The 19,738-nt window shown below is 73.6% G+C and carries 19 protein-coding genes; 12 read left to right on the plus strand and 7 right to left on the minus strand.

Going from position 1 to position 19,738, the window contains the following annotated elements; translation table 11 throughout:
- Positions 1-74: 74 nt before the first annotated feature.
- Positions 75-1,343, minus strand: a complete 1,269-nt coding sequence (locus AB0F58_RS17440) for a cell wall anchor protein (protein ID WP_357143479.1) — start codon at positions 1,341-1,343, stop codon at positions 75-77.
- Between the two features lie 337 nt (positions 1,344-1,680).
- Between AB0F58_RS17440 and rsmD the strand changes: the two genes are divergently transcribed.
- The 8 genes from rsmD (at position 1,681) to mutM (ending at position 7,090) form a co-directional block, all read left to right on the plus strand.
- A complete protein-coding gene (gene rsmD / locus AB0F58_RS17445) occupies positions 1,681-2,244 on the plus strand; it encodes a 16S rRNA (guanine(966)-N(2))-methyltransferase RsmD (RefSeq protein ID WP_357143481.1) in 564 nt (187 codons plus the stop codon).
- Positions 2,241-2,729, plus strand: a complete 489-nt coding sequence (gene coaD / locus AB0F58_RS17450; RefSeq protein ID WP_357143483.1) for a pantetheine-phosphate adenylyltransferase — start codon at positions 2,241-2,243, stop codon at positions 2,727-2,729. Before rsmD ends, coaD begins: the two co-directional genes overlap by 4 nt.
- 149 nt (positions 2,730-2,878) lie before the next feature.
- Complete coding sequence (locus tag AB0F58_RS17455) at positions 2,879-3,376, plus strand: hypothetical protein (protein ID WP_357143485.1); 498 nt, start codon at positions 2,879-2,881, stop codon at positions 3,374-3,376.
- 112 nt (positions 3,377-3,488) lie between these two features.
- Positions 3,489-4,052, plus strand: coding sequence for a YceD family protein (locus AB0F58_RS17460; protein ID WP_357143487.1), 564 nt, complete (start codon positions 3,489-3,491; stop codon positions 4,050-4,052).
- 5 nt (positions 4,053-4,057) lie between these two features.
- Positions 4,058-4,231 carry a 50S ribosomal protein L32 gene (gene rpmF, locus AB0F58_RS17465; protein WP_088963525.1) on the plus strand — a complete coding sequence of 58 codons (174 nt, stop codon included), beginning with the start codon at positions 4,058-4,060 and terminating at the stop codon, positions 4,229-4,231.
- A gap of 114 nt (positions 4,232-4,345) precedes the next feature.
- The gene (locus tag AB0F58_RS17470; protein WP_357143489.1) at positions 4,346-5,332 is read left to right on the plus strand and encodes a phosphate acyltransferase PlsX; all 987 of its coding nucleotides are present in this window, start codon (positions 4,346-4,348) and stop codon (positions 5,330-5,332) included.
- Complete coding sequence (gene rnc / locus AB0F58_RS17475) at positions 5,329-6,240, plus strand: ribonuclease III (RefSeq protein ID WP_357143491.1); 912 nt, start codon at positions 5,329-5,331, stop codon at positions 6,238-6,240. The genes AB0F58_RS17470 and rnc overlap by 4 nt, the downstream gene beginning before the upstream one ends.
- Positions 6,233-7,090 (plus strand): bifunctional DNA-formamidopyrimidine glycosylase/DNA-(apurinic or apyrimidinic site) lyase, encoded by an 858-nt coding sequence (gene mutM / locus AB0F58_RS17480; RefSeq protein ID WP_357143493.1) that lies wholly within the window; start codon positions 6,233-6,235, stop codon positions 7,088-7,090. Before rnc ends, mutM begins: the two co-directional genes overlap by 8 nt.
- Before the next feature lie 65 nt (positions 7,091-7,155).
- On the opposite strand, the gene AB0F58_RS17485 is transcribed toward mutM, so the two are convergent.
- A complete protein-coding gene (locus AB0F58_RS17485) occupies positions 7,156-8,193 on the minus strand; it encodes a CAP domain-containing protein (RefSeq protein ID WP_357143495.1) in 1,038 nt (345 codons plus the stop codon).
- A 391-nt stretch (positions 8,194-8,584) separates the two neighbouring features.
- Here AB0F58_RS17485 and AB0F58_RS17490 point away from each other — a divergent pair, with 391 nt between their 5' ends.
- The 3 genes from AB0F58_RS17490 (at position 8,585) to AB0F58_RS17500 (ending at position 13,256) form a co-directional block, all read left to right on the plus strand.
- Positions 8,585-8,779, plus strand: coding sequence for a hypothetical protein (locus AB0F58_RS17490; protein WP_357143497.1), 195 nt, complete (start codon positions 8,585-8,587; stop codon positions 8,777-8,779).
- 257 nt (positions 8,780-9,036) lie between these two features.
- Positions 9,037-12,636, plus strand: a complete 3,600-nt coding sequence (smc, locus tag AB0F58_RS17495) for a chromosome segregation protein SMC (RefSeq protein ID WP_357143499.1) — start codon at positions 9,037-9,039, stop codon at positions 12,634-12,636.
- The gene (locus AB0F58_RS17500; RefSeq protein WP_357143501.1) at positions 12,636-13,256 is read left to right on the plus strand and encodes an HAD-IA family hydrolase; all 621 of its coding nucleotides are present in this window, start codon (positions 12,636-12,638) and stop codon (positions 13,254-13,256) included. Before smc ends, AB0F58_RS17500 begins: the two co-directional genes overlap by 1 nt.
- 33 nt (positions 13,257-13,289) lie before the next feature.
- Here the strand turns inward: AB0F58_RS17500 and AB0F58_RS17505 are convergent, their stop codons facing one another.
- From AB0F58_RS17505 to AB0F58_RS17525, 5 genes are all read right to left on the minus strand, one after another.
- Positions 13,290-13,805, minus strand: coding sequence for a DinB family protein (locus AB0F58_RS17505; protein WP_357143503.1), 516 nt, complete (start codon positions 13,803-13,805; stop codon positions 13,290-13,292).
- A gap of 155 nt (positions 13,806-13,960) precedes the next feature.
- Positions 13,961-14,455: a universal stress protein gene (locus AB0F58_RS17510; RefSeq protein WP_357143505.1), complete on the minus strand. Its 495-nt coding sequence runs from the start codon at positions 14,453-14,455 to the stop codon at positions 13,961-13,963.
- A gap of 11 nt (positions 14,456-14,466) precedes the next feature.
- Positions 14,467-16,086: an MDR family MFS transporter gene (locus AB0F58_RS17515; protein ID WP_357143507.1), complete on the minus strand. Its 1,620-nt coding sequence runs from the start codon at positions 16,084-16,086 to the stop codon at positions 14,467-14,469.
- 107 nt (positions 16,087-16,193) lie between these two features.
- The gene (locus AB0F58_RS17520; protein ID WP_357143509.1) at positions 16,194-16,646 is read right to left on the minus strand and encodes a MarR family transcriptional regulator; all 453 of its coding nucleotides are present in this window, start codon (positions 16,644-16,646) and stop codon (positions 16,194-16,196) included.
- A 24-nt stretch (positions 16,647-16,670) separates the two neighbouring features.
- Positions 16,671-18,380, minus strand: coding sequence for an alkaline phosphatase D family protein (locus tag AB0F58_RS17525; protein WP_357143511.1), 1,710 nt, complete (start codon positions 18,378-18,380; stop codon positions 16,671-16,673).
- A 148-nt stretch (positions 18,381-18,528) separates the two neighbouring features.
- On the opposite strand from AB0F58_RS17525, the gene ftsY reads away from it, so the two are divergent.
- Positions 18,529-19,725, plus strand: coding sequence for a signal recognition particle-docking protein FtsY (ftsY, locus tag AB0F58_RS17530; protein WP_357143513.1), 1,197 nt, complete (start codon positions 18,529-18,531; stop codon positions 19,723-19,725).
- Positions 19,726-19,738: the final 13 nt, after the last annotated feature.

Raw genomic sequence — 19,738 nt, forward strand, 5'->3', positions numbered from 1 at the left:
ACCGAGCGGACCGAGGGGATGCCGTCGACCGGGGAGGTCGACGGCGTCCCCTCGGACGCTCAACTCAGGTCGGCTCAGGCGGTGAAGCGGATCCGCCGACGCCGGGCGACGACGAAGAGCACCGCGCCGAGCGCGAGCAGGGCCGCCGCACCGGCCGCGATGCCGCCGGCCGCCGCGCCGGTCACCGGCAGGCCACCCTCCTGGTCGCCGCCACCGGTGCCACCGTCACCGCCGCCGGCGCAGCCACCCTTCGGGGCGGTCCAGGCGATCGGCTTCTCCGAGGCCAGGTCGCCGGTGACGACCACGGTCAACCCCTCGGCGGCGGGGAAGGTCACCTCCTTCTTGGTGCCCGGGGCGAAGGTGACCGTCTTCGGCTCGCCCACGCTCGGGGTGAAGGTGGAGGTGAGGCTGATCCCGTCCGCCGGGTTGGTGACCTGGAGGGTCAGCTCCTTGCAGGTGCTGTCGTAGGAGGTCTTCGGCTCCCCGACCGTCGGCTCCTGGCAGTCGGCCGGCTTCTCCCAGCCGCCCTTCCAGGTCTCCATGCCCCGGGCCTCGGCCGTGATCTCCTTGCCCTGCTCGGCGGTGAGCTTCTTCGTCACGTTCCCGCCGGCGGGAACGGTGACCTTCTCCGCGAAGTCTCCGCTGCCGCGCAGCGTGAAGGTCGCCGGCACGTTGCCCCGGTTGGTCAGGACCAGCTCGACGCCGCCGGTGCAGTCCGACTTGGCCTCGACGGCCGGAGCCTGCACGCAGGTGCCCGCGCCGCCGTTGTACCAGGCGTCGTCGCTGCGACCGTCGAAGAAGGCCCGGTCACCCGTGGAGCGGGCGCCGATGCCGGTGGAGCTGCCGACCTTGCGGTCGCCGTACCGGTCGCCCTTCTCGGTGATCGGGTCGATGACGGCACTGCCGAAGACGAAGTCGACCTGGGTGAAACAGGCCGGCACCTCGACTGCGAACTCCAGCTTGGTGACCGCACCGATCGCGCCCTCGGCGACGCTGGTGAAGGCCTTCACCGACGTGTCGAAGACGTACTGCGGCACGGCGAACGTCGCCGACGGGGCGATGTACGAGACGAGCGCGAACTCCTGCTTCTCGCCCGCGCAGAGCGGTCCGTTGGTCAGGGTGATGCTGGCCTCCCCCTTCGGCCCGTCGAAGGTGTGGGTGTAGCGCGCCTGCTCGGCGCGCACGCAGGAGGACGCCGGGGACCCGGTCGGCGAGGCGGTCGGCGTGGGCGTGGGGTTGGCGGCGGTCACCGGCGTGACGACCGCGAACGTCGTGGCGAGGCCGGCCAGTCCGGCGGCGGCCACGGTGAACGGCCGCCGCAGCGACAGCTTGGGACGGATCACACGTACTCCCGGGGTCAGGGAACGTCATGGGTACGGCACGGGGCGGCGGCGGACGGTCGCTGCCGGTGGTCGGCGCGTGTCCCGTGACGGGCCTCCCCGGCACCGTCGGTCGGCGGGGAGAAACCGCCGACACCGGGAGGACCCTAGCGATACCGCCCCGCCCGGCGCAGCGCACCCCCACCGTCGGCGACGATGTTATGAAGGTGCAATCATCGATGTACGGACGGTCACCCGGTCGATGTCCGCCGGCCGCGTACCGTGTCGTCGCCGTGCCCGGTACGTCGCGTAGCGTCTGGGCCATGGGCAGGGAGAGCTGGGCCTTGGGCAGGGAGAGACGGTGACCCGGATCGTGGCCGGGACGCTCGGCGGGCGGCGGATCGCCGCGCCGCCCGGCGCCGGCACCCGACCCACCTCCGACCGGGTCCGCGAGGCGCTGTTCAGCGCGGTCGAGGCGAGCCTCGACCTGGCCGGGGCACGGGTGGCCGACCTCTACGCCGGCTCCGGCGCGGTCGGGCTGGAGGCGGTCTCCCGGGGCGCGGGGCACGTGCTGCTGGTCGAGTCCGACCCGCGTGCCGCCCGGGTGGTACGGGAGAACATCGCCCTGCTCCGGGCCGCTCCGGCCGCCCGGCTGGTGACCGGGAAGGTGTCCACCGTGCTCGCCGCCGGCCCGGGGGGTGGACCGTACGACCTGGTCTTCGCCGACCCGCCGTACGCGGTGTCCGGCCGGGAGGTCAGCGCGGTCCTGGCGGCGCTGGTCGACGGCGGCTGGCTGGCCCGGGACGCCCTGGTGGTCGTCGAGCGGGCGAGCCGGTCCGGGCCGGTCGAATGGGTGGACGGGGTCACCGCCGAGCGCAGTCGGCGCTACGGCGAGACCACTCTTTGGTACGGTCGCCGATCATGAGACGTGCGGTCTGTCCCGGCTCGTTCGACCCGGTCACCAACGGTCACCTCGACATCATCGGCCGGGCCAGCCGGCTCTTCGACGAGGTGATCGTCGGCGTGCTGATCAACCAGTCCAAGAGTGGCCTGTTCACCGTCGACGAGCGGCTCGCCATGCTGCGGGAGGTGACCGCCTCCTACGACAACGTCCGGGTGGCCTCCTTCCAGGGCCTGCTGGTCGACTTCTGCCGGGAGCAGCAGGCGAGTGTCCTGGTCAAGGGGCTGCGGGCGGTCAGCGACTTCGACTACGAGCTCCAGATGGCCCAGATGAACATCGGCCTGGCCGGCGTGGAGACACTCTTCATGCCGACCAACCCGCTCTACTCGTTCCTCTCCTCCAGCCTGGTCAAGGACGTCGCGAAGTGGGGTGGCGACGTCTCGCCGCACGTGCCCGACCTGGTCCGGGAACAGCTGCGGACCCGGCTGACCGCCCAGCGGCGGAGCTGACCCGTCCCGGGGGCGGTCGGCGTGGCGACGCGCCGGGTGGGCGGGATGGTCCGGCTCTCGTCCGCACCCCGCATGATGGGTGCAGCAGGAACCCGGCCGCACCCCGCATCATGGAGGTCGGCCGACGACGACAGGAGTGAGGTACACCGGTGGACCCGCTCGACCGCATCGACGAACTGATCGCCATGGTGGATACGGCCCGTTCCGTCCCGATGTCCCGGAACAACTGCATGGTCGACCGGGGCGAGATGATCGCCGCGCTCGACGAGCTGCGCGCCGAACTCCCCGCCGACCTGCGTCGGGCCGCGGTGCTCCTGGGGGAGCGGGACAAGATCATGGAGGCCGGTAAGCGGGAGGCCGACCGGATCATCAGCGAGGGTGAGGCCGAGCACGCCCGGCTGGTCTCGGTCAACGAGATCACCGTCTCCGCCGAGCACGAGGGCGCCCGGATCATCGCCGAGGCGCGGGCCGAGGCCCAGCGGCTGCGCGAGGAGGTCGACGACTACGTCGACACCGCGCTGGCCAACTTCGAGCAGTTCCTGACCCGCGCCCTCGCCTCGATCGAGCGCGGCCGGGACAAGATGCACGCGTTGCGCGAGATCGGCACCTTCGGGGGCGACGACTCGGAGCGCCCGCTAACCTTCTGAGCGGCATCTCAGCGGCCGGCCGGGGTGCCGCTGGCGGTCGCCCCCGGTTCGACGGTGGGGCGGCGGTCCAGGTAACCTCTTGTGTCGGCCTGTCCACGGCCGGAGTCTAACTATGCCCAAGCACTCGCCATCGCACCTCGACCCCAGGTCGCCGCTGGTCCTCGACACGAGGGAGCTACCGCGCCGACCTGGCGCTCTGCGTACGGTCAAGCGGGTGGTCCCGGCACCGGCGGACCTCGGCGTGGAGTTGATCAGCGTGCCGGAGGGCGCGGACCTCGACCTCGATCTGAGGTTGGAGTCGGTGTCCGAGGGCGTGCTCGTCTCGGGGCGGGTCTCCGGTCCCGTGCGGGGCGAGTGCGGCCGGTGCCTCCGGGAGATCAACGATTCCGTGGCCGTGACGATCCAGGAGCTGTACGCCTACGCGAACAGCACCACGGACGCCACGACCGAGGAGGACGAGGTGGGCCGGATGCAGGGCGATCTGATCGACCTGGAACCGGCACTGCGGGACGCGGTGGTGCTCACGCTGCCGACCAACCCGCGCTGCCGGGAGGACTGCCCAGGACTGTGCCCCGAGTGCGGGGTGCATTGGGACGATCTGCCGGCCGACCACAGTCACCAGCAGATCGACCCGCGTTGGGCGGGCCTGTCGCAACTGACCCGTAAAGAGGAGTAAGAACCGTGGCCGTCCCGAAGCGCAAGATGTCGCGCAGCAACACCCGGTCCCGCCGGGCGAACTGGAAGGCGGCCGTGGTCGCGACCGTGGCCTGCCCGCAGTGCAAGTCGGCCAAGCTGCCGCACGCCGCCTGCTCCGTCTGCGGCACCTACAACGGCCGCCAGGTCCTCGAGGTCTGACCTGGACGCCGGGTGACGCCTCCGACCTCGGGTCGGGTGGCGCGCACGTCGTGGCGATCGCCCGGTGTGCCGGCTTCCTCCGTCGCCGGTCGGGACGTCCCGACCGGTGTTCCGGTGGAGCCGGGCACCGCGCGGATCGCCGTTGACCTCCTCGGCGGGGACCACGCACCCGCCGTCGTGGTTGACGGCGCTCTGCGAGCCCTGCGCGCCGACCCGGACCTGCATCTGCTGCTCGTCGGCCCCACCGAGGTGGCCGGCGGGCTCGTTGGCGTGCTCACTCCGGAACAGCGCAGCCGGGTGACCGTGCGCCAGGTCCGGCACGCCGTCACCATGGCCGACCAGCCCATCCGCGCGCCCCGGGCCGCGACGACCGTCCGGGCGGCGGTCGCCGCGGTGGCCGAGGGCACCGCGGACGCGGTCGTCTCCGCCGGGTCGACCGGCGCCACGGTCACCGCCGCCGCGCTCGGCCTCGGCCGCTGGCCGGACGTGCGCCGCCCGGCCCTGGTCGCCACCCTCCCGGCGGTCGCCGGTCCGGTGGTGCTGCTCGACGTCGGCGGCAACCTGGAACCCCGGAGCACCACGCTCGCCCGGCACGCCGTGCTCGGGTCGGCGTACGCCGCGGTCGCCCACACGGTCACCGCCCCCCGGGTCGGCCTCCTCTCGGTCGGCACCGAGCCCGGCAAGGGCGACCGGCTCCGCCGGGCCGCCGACCCGCTGCTGGCCGCGCTGTCGCTGCCCTGCGGCGGTCGGTACGTCGGCCTCGTCGAGGGCTACGACGTCGCGCTCGGCGAGCGTGCCGACGTGGTGGTGACCGACGGCTTCACCGGTAACGTGCTGCTCAAGGCGATCGAGGGCGCGTACGCGATGGCCGGCGGGCCGCCGGAGGGCGGCGGCGTCCCCCGGGCCGCGGCCCTGCTCGGCGTGGCCGGGACGGTGGTCGTGTGCCACGGCGCCGCGGACGGGGAGGACGTCGCCTCCGGTATCGCGCTCGCCGCCCACCTGTGGCGCTGCGACGCCACGGCCCGGGTCGCCTCCCTGCTCGCCGCCGGTCGCCCCGCCGACACTTCCGACCGCACCACGCACACCGAGGTGATCCCATGAACAACGACAAGCGTCGCCGTGCCCCGGTGGGCCATCTGGAGGCGGCCTTCGGCGTGTCGCTGGACCCGGAGCTGCTGGAACGCGCGCTGACCCACCGCTCGTTCGCGTACGAGAACGGTGGCCTGCCCACCAACGAGCGGCTGGAGTTCCTCGGCGACTCGGTGCTCGGAGTGGTGATCACGACCGCGCTCTTCCGTAACCACCCGGATCTCCCGGAGGGGCAGCTGGCGAAGCTGCGGGCCAGCGTGGTCAACATGCGCGCGTTGGCCGAGGTGGCCCGGGGACTGGGTCCGGAGGGCCTCGGCCAGTACCTCCTCCTCGGCAAGGGCGAGGAGGCGACCGGCGGCCGGAACAAGGCCAGCATCCTGGCCGACACCCTGGAGGCGCTGCTCGGCGCGATCTACCTCCAGTACGGCCTGGACATCGCGGCGGAGGTCATCCACCGGCTCTTCGACCCGCTGATGGCCGAGTCGGCCGGCCGGGGGGCGGCGCTGGACTGGAAGACCAGCCTCCAGGAGCTGACCGCGGCGCTCGGCCTGGGCGTGCCGGAGTACCGCATCGAGGGGGCCGGACCGGACCACCTGAAGACCTTCACCGCCTGGGTGGTGGTCGCCGGCAACCGGTACGGCGGCGCGGAGGGGCGCAGCAAGAAGGAGGCCGAGCAGCGGGCGGCCGAGTCGGCCTGGCGGACCCTCACCGAGCAGGCCGAGGCCGACGCCGCAGCTCCCGAGGCCGCCCCCGCCGAGGCGGCTCCCGAGGCTGTCGCCCCTGACGCGTCCGCCCCGGCTGGTGCCCCCGCCGCCGACCGCTCCGTGGCCGTCGCCGAAATGGTCGTGGTCGACCTGCCCGACGGCCGGGTTCCCGCGGACGTGACCCCCGACGCCCGTCCGGAGGCCGGCCGTGCCTGAACTGCCCGAGGTGGAGACCGTCCGGCAGGGCCTGGCCCGCTGGGTGTCCGGGCGGCGGATCGACGCGGTGCAGGTCCGCCACCCCCGGGCGGTACGCCGGCACCTGCCCGGCGCGACGCACTTCACCGACGTGCTCGGTGGCCGGACGATCCGGGACGCCCGGCGGCGCGGGAAGTACCTCTGGCTCCCGCTCGACAGCGGGGACGCGCTGGTCGGACACCTCGGCATGTCCGGGCAGCTCCTCGTCCAGCCCGCCGAGGCCCCCGACGAACTGCACCTGCGGGTCCGGTTCACCTTCGCCGACGGCGGGCCGGAGCTGCGCTTCGTCGACCAGCGGACGTTCGGCGGTCTCGCCGTCTCCGCCGGTGGGGCGGAGTTACCCGCCGAGATCGCGCACATCGCCCGGGACCCGATGGACCCGGCCTTCTCCGACGCCGGGTTCGTCGGCGCGCTGCGGCGGCGGCGTACCGAGGTCAAGCGCGCCCTGCTCGACCAGACCCTGATCTCCGGGGTGGGCAACATCTACGCCGACGAGGCGCTCTGGCGGTCCGGGCTGCACGGTGCCCGCCCCACCGACGCGATGACCGGTCCGGCCGCGACGCGGCTGCTCGGCCACGTCCGGGACGTGCTGGGCGAGGCGATCACCTCGGGCGGGACGAGCTTCGACGCGCTCTACGTCAACGTGAACGGGGAGAGCGGCTACTTCGACCGGTCCCTGAACGTCTACGGCCGCGAGGGTGAGCCGTGTCGGCGGTGCGGCGCGCCGATCCGACGGGAGCCGTTCATGAACCGGTCGTCGTACAGCTGCCCCCGGTGCCAGCCCCGGCCCCGTACGGCGTCGCGCGTCTGACCGACCACCGCGCGACGCCCGGCCCCGACGCCGAGGGACGTCGCCGGAGCCGGATCCGGCGACGGTCAGCCCGGGGTACCGAAGACCTGCGTCCAGTACGGACCGTTGCTGCGGGCCACGCCGACCCCGATCTCGGTGAACGCGCAGTTCAGGATGTTGGCCCGGTGGCCGGAGCTGTTCATCCAGGCGGACATCACCGCAGCCGGGGTCTGCTGGTTCCAGGCGACGTTCTCGCCGTAACCGCGCCAGTCGTAGCCGACGCGGTCGAGGCGGTCGCCGACGTTGCTGCCGTCGCTGCCGGTGTGCGACATCTTCCGGTTGGCGGCCTGGTCGTCGCTGTGCCGCTGCGCGGCGGTGGTCAGCTTGGTGTCGACGCTCACCGCGCCACAGCCGGCCCTGGCCCGTTCGGCGTTGACCAGGGCGACGACCTGGGCCTGCTCGGTGCCTCCGGTGGCCGGCGCGGCGGCGGTCGTGGCGCGGGCGGTCGGGGTCTTGGTCCGCTCGACGGTGCGCCGCGAGGGGGCGGTGGTGCGGCTCGGGGCCGGCGTCGGCGTGATGCTCCGGCTCGGCGAGGGGGTCGGGCTGGCCGTCCGGAGGGAGGGGCTGGCGCTGGCCGACGCCGAGGGGGACAGGCCGGTGCCGGGCAGGGGCGGGGCCATCGGCAGCTCCTCGGCGGTCACCGCGGCGGGCGGGGCGTCCTCGGGCAGCAGTACCGCGCCGACGCCGACGGCCACCACGAGTGTGGCCGCCGCAGCGGTGCCCACGACCAGGAACGGCCGGGGGAAGCGGCGACGCGACCGGTGACGGCCGTCGCCGACCGGCATGCTGGCGGGCCGACGGTGGACCGGGGCGTCCGTGCCGGGTCCGGTCCGTCCCGGGTCCACCGGCGGTGGGGCGTGGTGGGTCTGGCCGGTCCACGCGTACCCGGTCGGCCGCCCGCCGTGCTGGCGACCGGCGTGCGGCCCGTCGGGCCAGCCGGCGGTCGGCTCCTCCGGCTCGTCTCCGAAGAGGTACGCCGAACGGGGCATCGGGCGACCGTTGTCCAGGTATGGCGACCCCTCCGTCGGCGGCTCGGGGCGCCGGCCGGCGCTGTCCGGTTCCATCGGGTCGGTCCAGCCGTACACTCCGGTGCCTCCACGGGTCGGGTTCACGGGCCGGGGTGACGCTACGTGGTGGTTCTGAGCAGCGGCAATGCCACTAAGAAAGAGTTAAGGCGAAACGGGTTCGCGGGGTGACCGCTTCGACACCCTGCGGAGTTACAGTGGTGCGGTCCGGACGGCGCCCGTCCGTGCCCGAGGGTGATCCGAGTGACGTTCGGATTGACACGGTGATGATCCACGGCCTGCGGGAACTTGACGAAACAGGGGTTGGCGGCCCAATATAGAAGTGTCGCCAGTCGCGCCCAGTCGTGCCCGAATTTCCTCGGCATGGCAGCCGCGAACCAGTGGGCGCGCGTTGGCCGGCCGTTCCGGCAGCGCATATCGAGGAGTCAAAATGGCGAAGGCCCTGTACGGCCACGTTGGTGCGGCGTCCGACCGGCGCCTGCTCGACGAGGTCACCCGGCTGCGTGCCAGGGTTCAGGCACTGGAGTTCGAGATCACGCGTGTACGGGCCGAGAACGATCGGCTCGCGGCGGCGGCGTCGGAGGCGGACGACCTGCTCCGGCTGGCCGAGCCCGCGCTGACCTGATCTCCGGTCACCGGAAAACTGAATCGCAGTAGAAACACATCGCGCGCCGACACGTATGTGCCGGCGCGCAGCTCTGTGCACCGCTCGTTCCCGCCCCTGTCTCCGGCTCCCCGTGTGGTGGGTCGCGTACCGGGGCCCGCCCGGCAGCGGGTTACTCTGCGGGTTGACCAGGTCCGCGCGGCCCACCACGGCACGGCAACCGAGCCCGGCGCGGCAGCCCGCGAGGGTACGGCGGCCACCGGACGAGGATCGAGAAGGTGCATCTCAAGAGCCTGACGGTGAAGGGGTTCAAGTCCTTCGCCTCCACCACGACGCTGAAGCTGGAACCGGGCATCACCTGCGTGGTGGGGCCGAACGGCTCCGGCAAGTCCAACGTCGTCGACGCCATCGCCTGGGTGCTGGGCGAACAGGGTGCCAAGGCGTTGCGCGGCGGCAAGATGGAGGACGTCATCTTCGCCGGCACCGCCGGCCGCGCCCCGCTCGGCCGGGCCGAGGTGACCCTCACCATCGACAACACCGACGGCGCCCTGCCGATCGAGTACACCGAGGTCTCCATCACCCGCCGGATGTTCCGCTCCGGTGAGAGCGAGTACGAGATCAACGGCGACTCCTGCCGCCTGCTCGACATCCAGGAACTGCTGTCGGACTCCGGCATCGGCCGGGAGATGCACATCATCGTCGGCCAGGGCCGGCTCGACGGCATGCTGCACGCCAAGCCCGAGGACCGGCGGGCCTTCATCGAGGAGGCGGCGGGCGTCCTGAAGCACCGCAAGCGCAAGGAGAAGGCGCTGCGGAAGCTGGACGCGATGCAGACCAACCTCAACCGGCTCACCGACCTCACCGCCGAACTGCGTCGCCAGCTCAAACCGCTGGGCCGGCAGGCCGAGGTGGCCCGCCGGGCCGCCGCCATCCAGGCCAACCTGCGCGACGCCCGACTGCGGCTGCTCGCCGACGACCTGGCCACCCTCCGGGCCACCCTCGACCGGGAGATCGCCGACGAGGCCGCGCTGCGGGACCGCCGGGAGCAGGTGGAGGCCGAGCACAGCCAGGTGCAGGAGCGTCTCGGCGAGCTGGAGGCGGCGCTGGCCGAGGACGCGCCGCTGCTCGCCGCCGCCCAGGACACCTGGTACAAGCTCTCCGCGCTCTCCGAGCGGTTCCGGTCGATCGAGCAGCTCGCCCGGGAGCGGCTGCGGCACCTCAGCGCCGCCGGGGACGACGAGCGTCCCGGCCGCGACCCGGACCAGTTGGAAGCGGAGGCGGAGCGGGTCCGCGAGCAGGAGGAGGACCTGCGCGCCGCCCTCACCGAGGACCAGATCCGGCTCGCCGAGGCGGTCGAGCACCGGCAGGAGCTGGAACGGCAGCTCGCCGCCGCCGAACGGGAACTGGTCGCCGCGGCGAAGGCCATCGCGGACCGGCGCGAGGGCCTGGCCCGCCTCACCGGCCAGGTCAACTCCGCCCGGGCCCGGACCACCAGCGCCGGGGAGGAGATCGAACGGCTCGCCGCCGCGCACGCCGACGCCCTCGCCCGCGCCGACCAGGCCCAGGCCGAGCTGGACGCGGTGGCCGAGCAGTCCACCGAGGCGGACCGGGACAACGCCGACCTGGACGCCCGGCACGCCGAGGCGGTCGCCGCCCACGAACGGGCGCAGGCCGGCGTCCGGACGCTGACCGACGCCGAGCGGACGGCGGAGAAGGACGCCGCCACCTGGAAGGCCCGGGAGGAGGCGCTCGCCCTCGGCCTGCGCCGCAAGGACGGGGCGGGTGCGCTGCTCGCCCGCGCCGGCGAGGTGCCCGGCCTGCTCGGCAGCCTGGCCGGGCTGCTCACCGTCGCCCCCGGTCACGAGGCGGCCCTCGCCGCCGCGCTCGGCGGACTGGCCGACGCGGTCGCGGTCACCGGCGTCGACGAGGCGGTCGAGGCGATGCGGCTGCTGAAGATCGCCGACGCGGGCCGGGCCGGGCTGCTGGTCGGCAGCCCCGCCGGCCCCGGCATGGACGGTTCCGCCGAGGCGCTGCGCCCGAAACTGCCCGACCACGCCCGCTGGGCCCCCGACCTGGTCGAGTGCGCGGCGCACCTCCGTCCGGCGGTGCACCGGGCGCTACGGGACGTGGTGCTCGTCGACGACCTCGCCGCCGCCGCCGAGGCGGTCGCCGCCAACCCGGAGCTTCGGGCGGTCACCCCGGACGGCGACGTGGTCGGGGCGTACGCGGCAGCCGGCGGCTCGGCGAAGGCACCCAGCTTCATCGAGGTGACCGCGGCTGTCGAGGAGGCCCGGTCGAACCGGCTCGCCGCCGAGCGGACCAGCGCCGAGCTACGCGACCAACTCGTCGACGCGCGGGCCGAGGTGGCCGGCGCGAAGGAGGCGGTGCAGCACGCCGCCGCCGCCAAACGGGAGGCGGAGAGCCACCGTAACGCCGCCGCCCGCCGGCTGGCCGAACTCGGGGCCGCCGCCCGCAGCGCCAGGGGGGAGACCGACCGGCTCGGGGAGTCCCTGGCCCGGGCGCAGGCGGCCCGCGAGCGGGACCTGACGACCCTCGCCGAGCTGGCCGAGCGGCTCCGGCTGGCCGAGGCCACCCCGATCGACGCGGAACCGTCCACCGAGGAACGCGACCAGCTGGCCGCGCTGGTGCCCCGGGCCCGGCAGAACGAGATGGAGGTCCGGCTCGCGGTGCGGACCGCCGAGGAACGGGTGTCCTCGATCGCCGGCCGGGCCGACTCCCTGCTCCGGCAGGCCGGTGCCGAACGGGCCGCCCGGGAACGCGCGGCGGCCCGCCGGGCGGCGCGGACCCGGGGAGCGGCCATCGCCCGCGCGGTGGCCGGTGGCGCCCGCGAGACGCTGACCCGGTTGTCCACCTCGATCACCCGGGCCGAGGAGCACCGCGACGCGGTGGCGGCCGAACGCGCCGGCCGGGAGGCCGAACTGTCCGAGGTGCGCGGCGCGGCCAAGCGGCTCGGCGCGGAGCTGGAGCGGCTCACCAGCCAGGTGCACCGGGACGAGGTGGCCCGCGCCGAGCAGCGGCTCCGCATCGAGCAGTTGGAGGCGAAGGCGGCCGAGGACTTCGGGCTGGACGTTGCCGCCCTGATCGGCGAGTACGGCCCGGACCAGCCGGTGCCGCCCACCCAGGCGGACGTGGCCGCCGCCGAGCGGGACGGGACGCCGGTGCCCGAGCCGGTCCGCTACGAGCGGGCGGTGCAGGAGAAGCGGGCCGCCAAGGCGGAACGGGAGCTGACCCTGCTCGGCAAGGTCAATCCGCTCGCCCTGGAGGAGTTCGCCGCGCTGGAGGAGCGGTACAGGTTCCTCTCCGAGCAGCTGGAGGACCTCAAGGCCACCCGTCGGGACCTGCTCACCGTGGTCAAGGACGTCGACGAGCGGATCCTGGAGGTCTTCGCCAGCGCCTTCGAGGACACCGCGCGGGAGTTCCAGCAGGTCTTCACGGTGCTCTTCCCCGGTGGCGAGGGGCGGCTGGTGCTCACCGAGCCGGACGACCTGCTCACCACCGGCGTGGAGGTGGAGGCCCGGCCGCCCGGCAAGAGGATCAAGCGGCTCTCGCTGCTCTCCGGCGGGGAGCGGTCGCTGACCGCGGTGGCCATGCTGGTGGCGATCTTCCGGGCCCGGCCCAGCCCGTTCTACATCATGGACGAGGTCGAGGCGGCCCTCGACGACGTCAACCTGGGCCGGCTGATCACCCTGATGGCACAGTTGCGGGAGAAGAGCCAGCTGATCGTCATCACCCACCAGAAACGGACGATGGAGGTCGCCGACGCGCTGTACGGGGTGACCATGCGCAACGGGGTGACCCAGGTGATCAGCCAACGACTCAAGGACCAGCCGCTCCGCGGCAGCGAGGAGAATCAGTAGTGGTTCGGGAACGCGCGACGGCGCTCCTGGTGGACTTCGACGGCGTCCTGCGGCGCTGGGATCCGGCCGTGGCGGCCGGGGTGGAACGACGCTACGGCCTGACCCCGGGGGTACTCGGCGACATCGCCTTGCAGTGGGGGCTGCTCCAGCCGGTGCTGGTGGGGCGGGTCAGCCACGCCGACTGGATGACCAGCGTGGCCGACGCGCTGGCCGGTCAGGCGGTGGAACCGGAGCAGGCCCGCGCGGCGGTGGCCGAGTGGCAGGAGTACCGGGGTGAGGTGGACCCGGACGTGCTCGCCCTCGTCCGCGAGGTGCGGGCCGCCGGGATCCCGGTCGGGCTGGCCACCAACGCCACCGACCTGCTCGACGCCGACCTCGCGGCCCTCGGCCTGACCGACGAGCTGGACGCCGTGGTCAACTCCTCGGCCCTCGGGGTGCACAAGCCGGCCAAGGAGTACTTCCGGGCGGCCTGCGAGGCGTTGCGCACCCCGCCGGACCGGGTGCTCTTCGTCGACGACGACGACCGGATGGTCAGCGGTGCCCGGGTCGCCGGGCTGCCGGCGTACCGGTGGAGCGGGGTAGAGGGGCTGCGGTACGTCCGGGCCGCGCTGGCGTACTGACCCGTCGGGCCCACCGGCGTCAGTGGTGGCGGGTCAGTCGCCGGTGACCCCGTCGACGCGTTCCCGGAGCAGGTCGGCGTGGCCGTTGTGCCGGGCGTACTCCTCGATCATGTGCACGTACACCCAGCGCAGGTTGCGCTCCCGGCCGCGCCGGTCGGTGAAGGTCTGGTCGAGGGACCGCCCCACGGCGGCGGCCCGCGCCAGCTCGACCTGCTGCCCGAAGACGGCCAGGTCGGCCTCGGCGTCGGCGTCGGTCACGTCGAAGTCGGCGTCCGGGTTCTCGTCGGTGAAGTACGGGTAGTCGACGGTCTGGCCGGCGGCGTTTTCCCGGAACCACCAGGCCTCCACCTCGGCCATGTGCCGTACCAGGCCGAGCAGGGTCAACCCGGACGGTTCCACGCTGGGCGTGCGGAGCTGCTCGGCGGTCAGGCCGGCGCACTTGAGCAGCAACGTCTGCCGGTGGTAGTCGAGCCAGCCCTCCAGCATGGTGCGCTCGTCGCCGACCAGGGGTTCGGGGGTACGGGTGATCTGCGGTGCTCTCCAGGTCATCCGGCCATCCTGGTCGGTCGGGTGACGACAGGCGATCGGATTTGGCGGCCCGCGCCGGCTCCTGCTCCCGCACGGGGCCGCGCCGGCACCTGCTCCCGCACGGGGGCGCGCCGGCTCCTGCTCCCGCACGGGGGCACGGGCGGCGGTGGTCCGGGTCAGGGCACCACCACGACCGGCCAGCGCCCGGCGCGGACCAGGCGGGTGGCGACGGAGCCGACCAGCCGGCGTCCGGCCCGCTCGGAGGCGCCGACCACGACCAGGTCGGCGAGCGTCTCGTCGGCGGCGGCGGAGAGCTCGGCGTAGGGGTCGCCGCGCCGGGACAGGAAGATGACCGGCAGGCCCAGGCTCTCCGCCTCGCGGCGGCACTCCGCACGCAGGTCGGCGGCGAGGTCGTCGTGGGTGCGCTGCACCGCCCCGGCCACCACGCCGTCGGCCAGCGCGGTGTAGAGGGCGGGGGAGTGGACGAGGACCACGACGAGGGCCGAGCCCTGCCGCCGGGCGAGCCCGGCCGCGTACGAGGCGGCCCGCAGCGACGTCCGGGTGCCGTCCACGCCGACGAGCACCACCCGGGGCCCGTCCGTGCCGCGTTCGAACGGCAGTGGCCGGGACCGGGGGCCGTACTCCTCCCGGTCCGGCGCGCCGACGCTCATGCCCCGACCCCTCAGTCCCGCTCACCCGGGACGCGGACCACCGACGCACCGGCCCCGGCGGCCACCGTCGACTCCCGCTCGACCTCGTCGGCCAGCGGCTCGTTGTGCCGGCGCAGCGGCACCTCCCGGATGAAGCAGACCGCGATCAGCGCGATCAGGGCGAACGGGGCGGCGACCAGGAAGATGTCCCCGGCGCCGTGGCCGTAGGCGCTCTCCACCACGGTGCGTACCGGGCCGGGCAGGGTGTGCACGTCCGGCAGGGTCCCGCCACCGGCCGCGCCGCCGGTCGGGATGCCGAGCCGGGCCAGGCCGTCGGCGAGGTAACCCTGCACCCGGTGGCCGAGCAGCGCGCCGAGCGCGGAGACGCCGACCGCACCGCCGAGGCTGCGGAAGAAGGCCACCACCGAGCTGGCCGCGCCCAGTTCGTGCGCGCCCACGGTGTTCTGCACCGCCAGCACCAGGTTCTGCATGGTCATGCCCACGCCGACCCCGATCACGGCCATGTAGACGCTGAGCAGCCAGAAGTTCGTGTCGTAGCGGACCGTGCCCATCAGCGCGAAGCCGAGGGTGAGCAGCGCCGAACCGGCGACCAGGTACCGCTTCCAGCGGCCGGTCCGGGTGATGATCCGGCCGGTCAGGGTGGAGGAGACCAGCAGACCGAGGATCATCGGCAGGGTCATCAGGCCGGACATGGTCGGGCTCTGGCCCCGGCTGATCTGGAAGTACTGGCCGAGGAAGACCGACGCGCCGAACATGCCGACACCGACCGCGACGCTGGCCACCGTCGCCAGGGTGATGGTGCGGTTGCGGAACAGGCGCGGTGGGATGACCGGCTCGGCCACCCGGGTCTCGACCCGGATCGCCAGCGCGCCGAGCAGCAGCGCCCCGCCCACCATCGCGGCGGTCTGCCAGGATGCCCAGGCGTACCGGTCGCCGGCGAGGGAGACCCAGACCAGCAGCAGCGAGACGGCGGCGGTGATCAGGGTCGCGCCCCACCAGTCGATCTTCGCCTTGCGGCGGACCACGGGCAGGCGCAGGGTCTTCTGGAGCACCACGAGGGCGGCGATCGCGAACGGCACCCCGACGTAGAAGCACCAGCGCCAGCCGAGCCAGGAGGTGTCGACGATCACGCCACCGATGAGCGGGCCACCGATGGTGCCGACCGCCATCACCGCGCCGAGGTAGCCGCTGTACCGGCCCCGCTCCCGGGGCGCGATCATCGTGGCCATGATCACCTGAGCCAGCGCGGTGAGGCCGCCCGCTCCGACGCCCTGCACCACCCGGCAGGCGATCAGCTGCCCGGTGGACTGGGAGAGCCCGGCCAGTACCGAGCCGAGGACGTAGATCACCAGCGAGACCTGGACCAGCGCCTTCTTGCTCATCAGGTCGGCGAGCTTGCCCCAGAGCGGGGTGGTCGCGGTGGTGGCGAGCAGCGTCGAGGTGACCACCCAGGTGTACGCGGACTGCCCGCCGCGCAGCTCGGTGATGATCCGGGGCAGCGCGTTCGAGACGACCGTGGACGAGAGGATCGCCACGAACAGGCCCAGCAGCAGGCCGGAGAGGGCCTCCAGCACCTGGCGGTGGGTCATCTCGACGGGGGGCGTCCGAGGTGGCGCGGCGGCCTGGGTCATCGTGACTTCCTCCGGTGTCGAGAAGTTGCTCGGAGCAACCGTAGCTTTGGTTGCCTGAAGCAACAACTTGTCCGGACGGCGCTCCTGTTCCCGGTGTGAGGCGTGCCTCAGCCCCGGTCCGGGACCCAGCTCGCGTTGAACCGGCGCAGCAGCCGGGCGAACTCCCCCAGGTCCTCCACCGGCCAGTCCGCCAGGGCGCTCTCCAACTCGTCGAGGCGCGTCCCGCGGGCCGCGTCGAAGCGACGCTGCCCCTCCTCGGTCAGGCTGAGCTGGGCGGCCCGCCGGTCCACCGGATCCGGCTCCCGGCGGACCAGCCCGAGCGCCTCCAGCCCCCGGATCTGCCGGCTGAGCGTCCCCTTACCGACGCCGAGCCGGGTGGAGAGGTCGGTCAACCGGGTCGACCCGCTGCGGCGCAGCCAGAGCAGGAGGCCGTAGCTGTTCGGTTCCAGGTGCGGGTGCACCTCCTTGACCAGCCCCCAGGAGACCGTCCGGCCCCGGCGCAGCAGGGTGGTCAACTCCTGCTCCACCGTCCGCAGCGGCTCCGGCAGCTGATCGTCCACGGCACCGAGACTACGGTGCCCGGATCAGCCGCCGGTGGTCAGTGGCCGGTGCGCCACCGTCCGCAGCCGGCCGTCGCTGGTGGTGCCCTCGATGGTCACCTCGGCGTGCCGTTCCCGGTGCAGCAGCGTGCCGACCGCGTTGCCGAAGTACGGGCCGCCGAGCTTGCGCCAGCGCACCGTCGGACGGCGCACCCCGGCCGAGCGGGCCAGCGCACGGACCGCCGCCGACGGCGCCGCCGCCCAGCCGAGACGCATCAGCGGACGCATCCCGGCCGGCACCTGGTTGTGGATCGGCGAGCAGGTCAGCTGGTGCACCGGGGTCACCATGCCGGTGCCGAAGCGCGCCCGCGCCACGTACGAGTGGTGCACGTCCCCGCCGAGCACGCTGATCGAGGCCGGTGGTGCGTACGCCGGCCCGGCCCCGACCCGGTCACCGGGCCTGCCGGGCGACCCGCTGCCGATCCGGGCGAAGAGCGCCCCGAGCGCGTCGAAGGAACGCTGGAAGGCGGCCCAGTGCTCCAGGTCCAACGCCCGGCGCAGCTTCTCGGAGGCAGCCGCCACCCAGGGCCGGCGGGAGGAGGCCAACCGCTCGTTCCAGGCCTCCACGTGGTGGATGCCGGGGGGCAGCAGCCACGGCAGCGACGAGCCGACCACCAGGTGGTCGTAGACCCCGTGCGCCTGGTCGACGAACCAGGCCCACTCGCCGGGCGGGAGCATCGCCCGGTGGGCCGGGTCCAGCACCCGGCTGCACCGGTTGTCCAGCATCACCAGCCGGGTCCGGCCGACGTCCAGCGCGTAACTCCACTGGTACTGCACCGCGCGCCACCGCTCGGTGTCGTGCGCCAGGTCGGACTCGGTGTCCACCCGGCGGCCGAACTCGCGCAGCACCTCGGTGGCGTCCCTGGCGGCGGTGACCTCGGTGTAAAGCGGGTCGGCGGCGATCTCGTCCGGGGAGAGGTTGCCCAGGTGCTGGTAGACCCAGTACGAGGCGAGGCCGCTGCCGATCCGCTCGGCCCACCAGGGCTGTTCGCGCATGTCGGCCCGCCAGGCGGCGGAGGTGTTCCAGTCGTCGATGATCTCGTGGTCGTCGAAGATCATCACGCTCGGCACGGTGGAGAGCAGCCAGCGGATCTCCGGGTCGCGCCACGACTCCAGGTAGAGCTTGGTGTACTCGTCGAAGCTGACCACCTGGTCGGTCGGCGCGCCCGCCGGCCGGCGGCGCCGTCGCCGCAGCAGCCGCCGCACCGTGGGCGAGGTCACGTCGGCGTAGACCTGGTCGCCGAGGAGGACCAGCAGGTCGGGTCGCTCGGGCTCGCCGCCGTCGGCCATCAGCCGCCGGGCGTACGCGTCCAGCGCGTCCGGGGGCAGCTTGCGCGTGGTGGCGTGCTGGGTGGTCTCCCGGCACGAGCCGAAGACCAGACGGACCGGCTGGTCCCGGTCGTCGGCGGCCCGGGTGCGGATCACGCTCGGCGGGAACGGGCTGCGCGGCTCCGGCCAGGCCACCTCGTCGTCGACCAGCACCTCGTACGTCGACGTGCTGTCCGGGGTGAGCCCCGCCACGACGACCAGCGCGTAGTGGTGGTCGTACGCGCTGAAGGTGGACGCGCTGCCCTCGGCCCCGTCGGCGGTGCGGACCCGGACCACGGCGGGGGCGCTGGTCTCCACCCAGACGGTGGCCTGCGTGCCGACGACCCGTCGCAGCAACGGGCCGATGAGCAGGCGGGGACTGGGCATGAAGACCTCCGGAACGAAATGGGCTCACCATTTCTACCTTGTCGCCGGCCCGGACACCCACGCCTCACGTCGGACGTCGCCGCAGCTCTCCCGGATGTCGGGCGCGGTGGCTGAGCCGACGGCGACGCCATCTGACAGGATTTCGGGCATGGCGGAATACCTCGTAGTCGCACTCGTCCTGCTCGGTGTGCTGCTCCTGTCGGTCGTGGGGCTGGTCGTGCCGAAGCTGCGGCGGCGGCCGGAGCCCCGGCTGCCGCAGACGCAGGCACCCACCCGGGTCGAGGAGCGGCCCGTCGTCCCACCGGTCGAGGCACCCGCCGAACCCACCACCGGGATCGTGGTCGAGCCCCCCGTGGTCGAGGTCCCGCCGGTGATCGAGGTCCCGCCGCTGGACGTGCCCGAGCCGACCGCCGGGCGGCTGGTCCGGCTGCGCTCCCGCCTGTCCCGCTCGCAGAACGTCTTCGGCAAGGGTCTGCTCGGCCTGCTCAGCCGGGACCACCTCGACGAGGACGCCTGGGAGGAGCTCGAGGACAGCCTGATCACCGCCGACGTGGGGATCGACGCCACCCGCGAGATCGTCGACCGGCTCCGCGAGCGGACCCGGGTGCTCGGCACGCGCTCCGTCACCGAACTGCGCGCCCTGCTCGCCGCCGAGCTGGTCAACGCGCTCGACCCGACGCTGGACCGGACGCTGCGCACCGCGCCGAAGGAGGGCACGCCCGCGGTGCTGCTGGTGGTCGGGGTCAACGGCGCGGGCAAGACGACCACCTGCGGCAAGATCGCGCGGGTACTGGTCGCGGACGGCCGCAGCGTGCTCCTCGGGGCGGCCGACACGTTCCGGGCCGCCGCCGCCGACCAGCTGGAGACCTGGGGCGGCCGGGTCGGCGCGGAGACCGTGCGCGGGCCGGAGGCGGCCGACCCGGCCAGTGTCGCCTTCGACGCGGTGAAGCGGGGCATCGCCACCGGGGTGGACACCGTCCTGATCGACACCGCCGGCCGGCTCCAGAACAAGATCGGTCTGATGGACGAGCTGGGCAAGGTCAAGCGGGTGGTGGAGAAGCACGGCCCGATCGACGAGACGCTGCTCATCCTGGACGCCACCACCGGCCAGAACGGCCTGGAGCAGGCCCGGGTCTTCACCGAGGTGGTCAACGTCACCGGCGTGGTGCTGACCAAGCTGGACGGCACCGCCAAGGGGGGCATCGTCATCGCCGTCCAGCGCAAGCTCGGCATTCCGGTCAAGCTGGTGGGCCTGGGGGAGGGCAAGGACGACCTGGCCCCCTTCGAGCCGACCCAGTTCGTCGACGCGCTGCTCGGCACCGAGCCGCTCGCCCGGGACGCGTAACCTCGGTGGCCAC

The organism is Micromonospora sp. NPDC023956, from assembly GCF_040639195.1.
In the GTDB taxonomy this organism is placed as follows: domain Bacteria; phylum Actinomycetota; class Actinomycetes; order Mycobacteriales; family Micromonosporaceae; genus Micromonospora.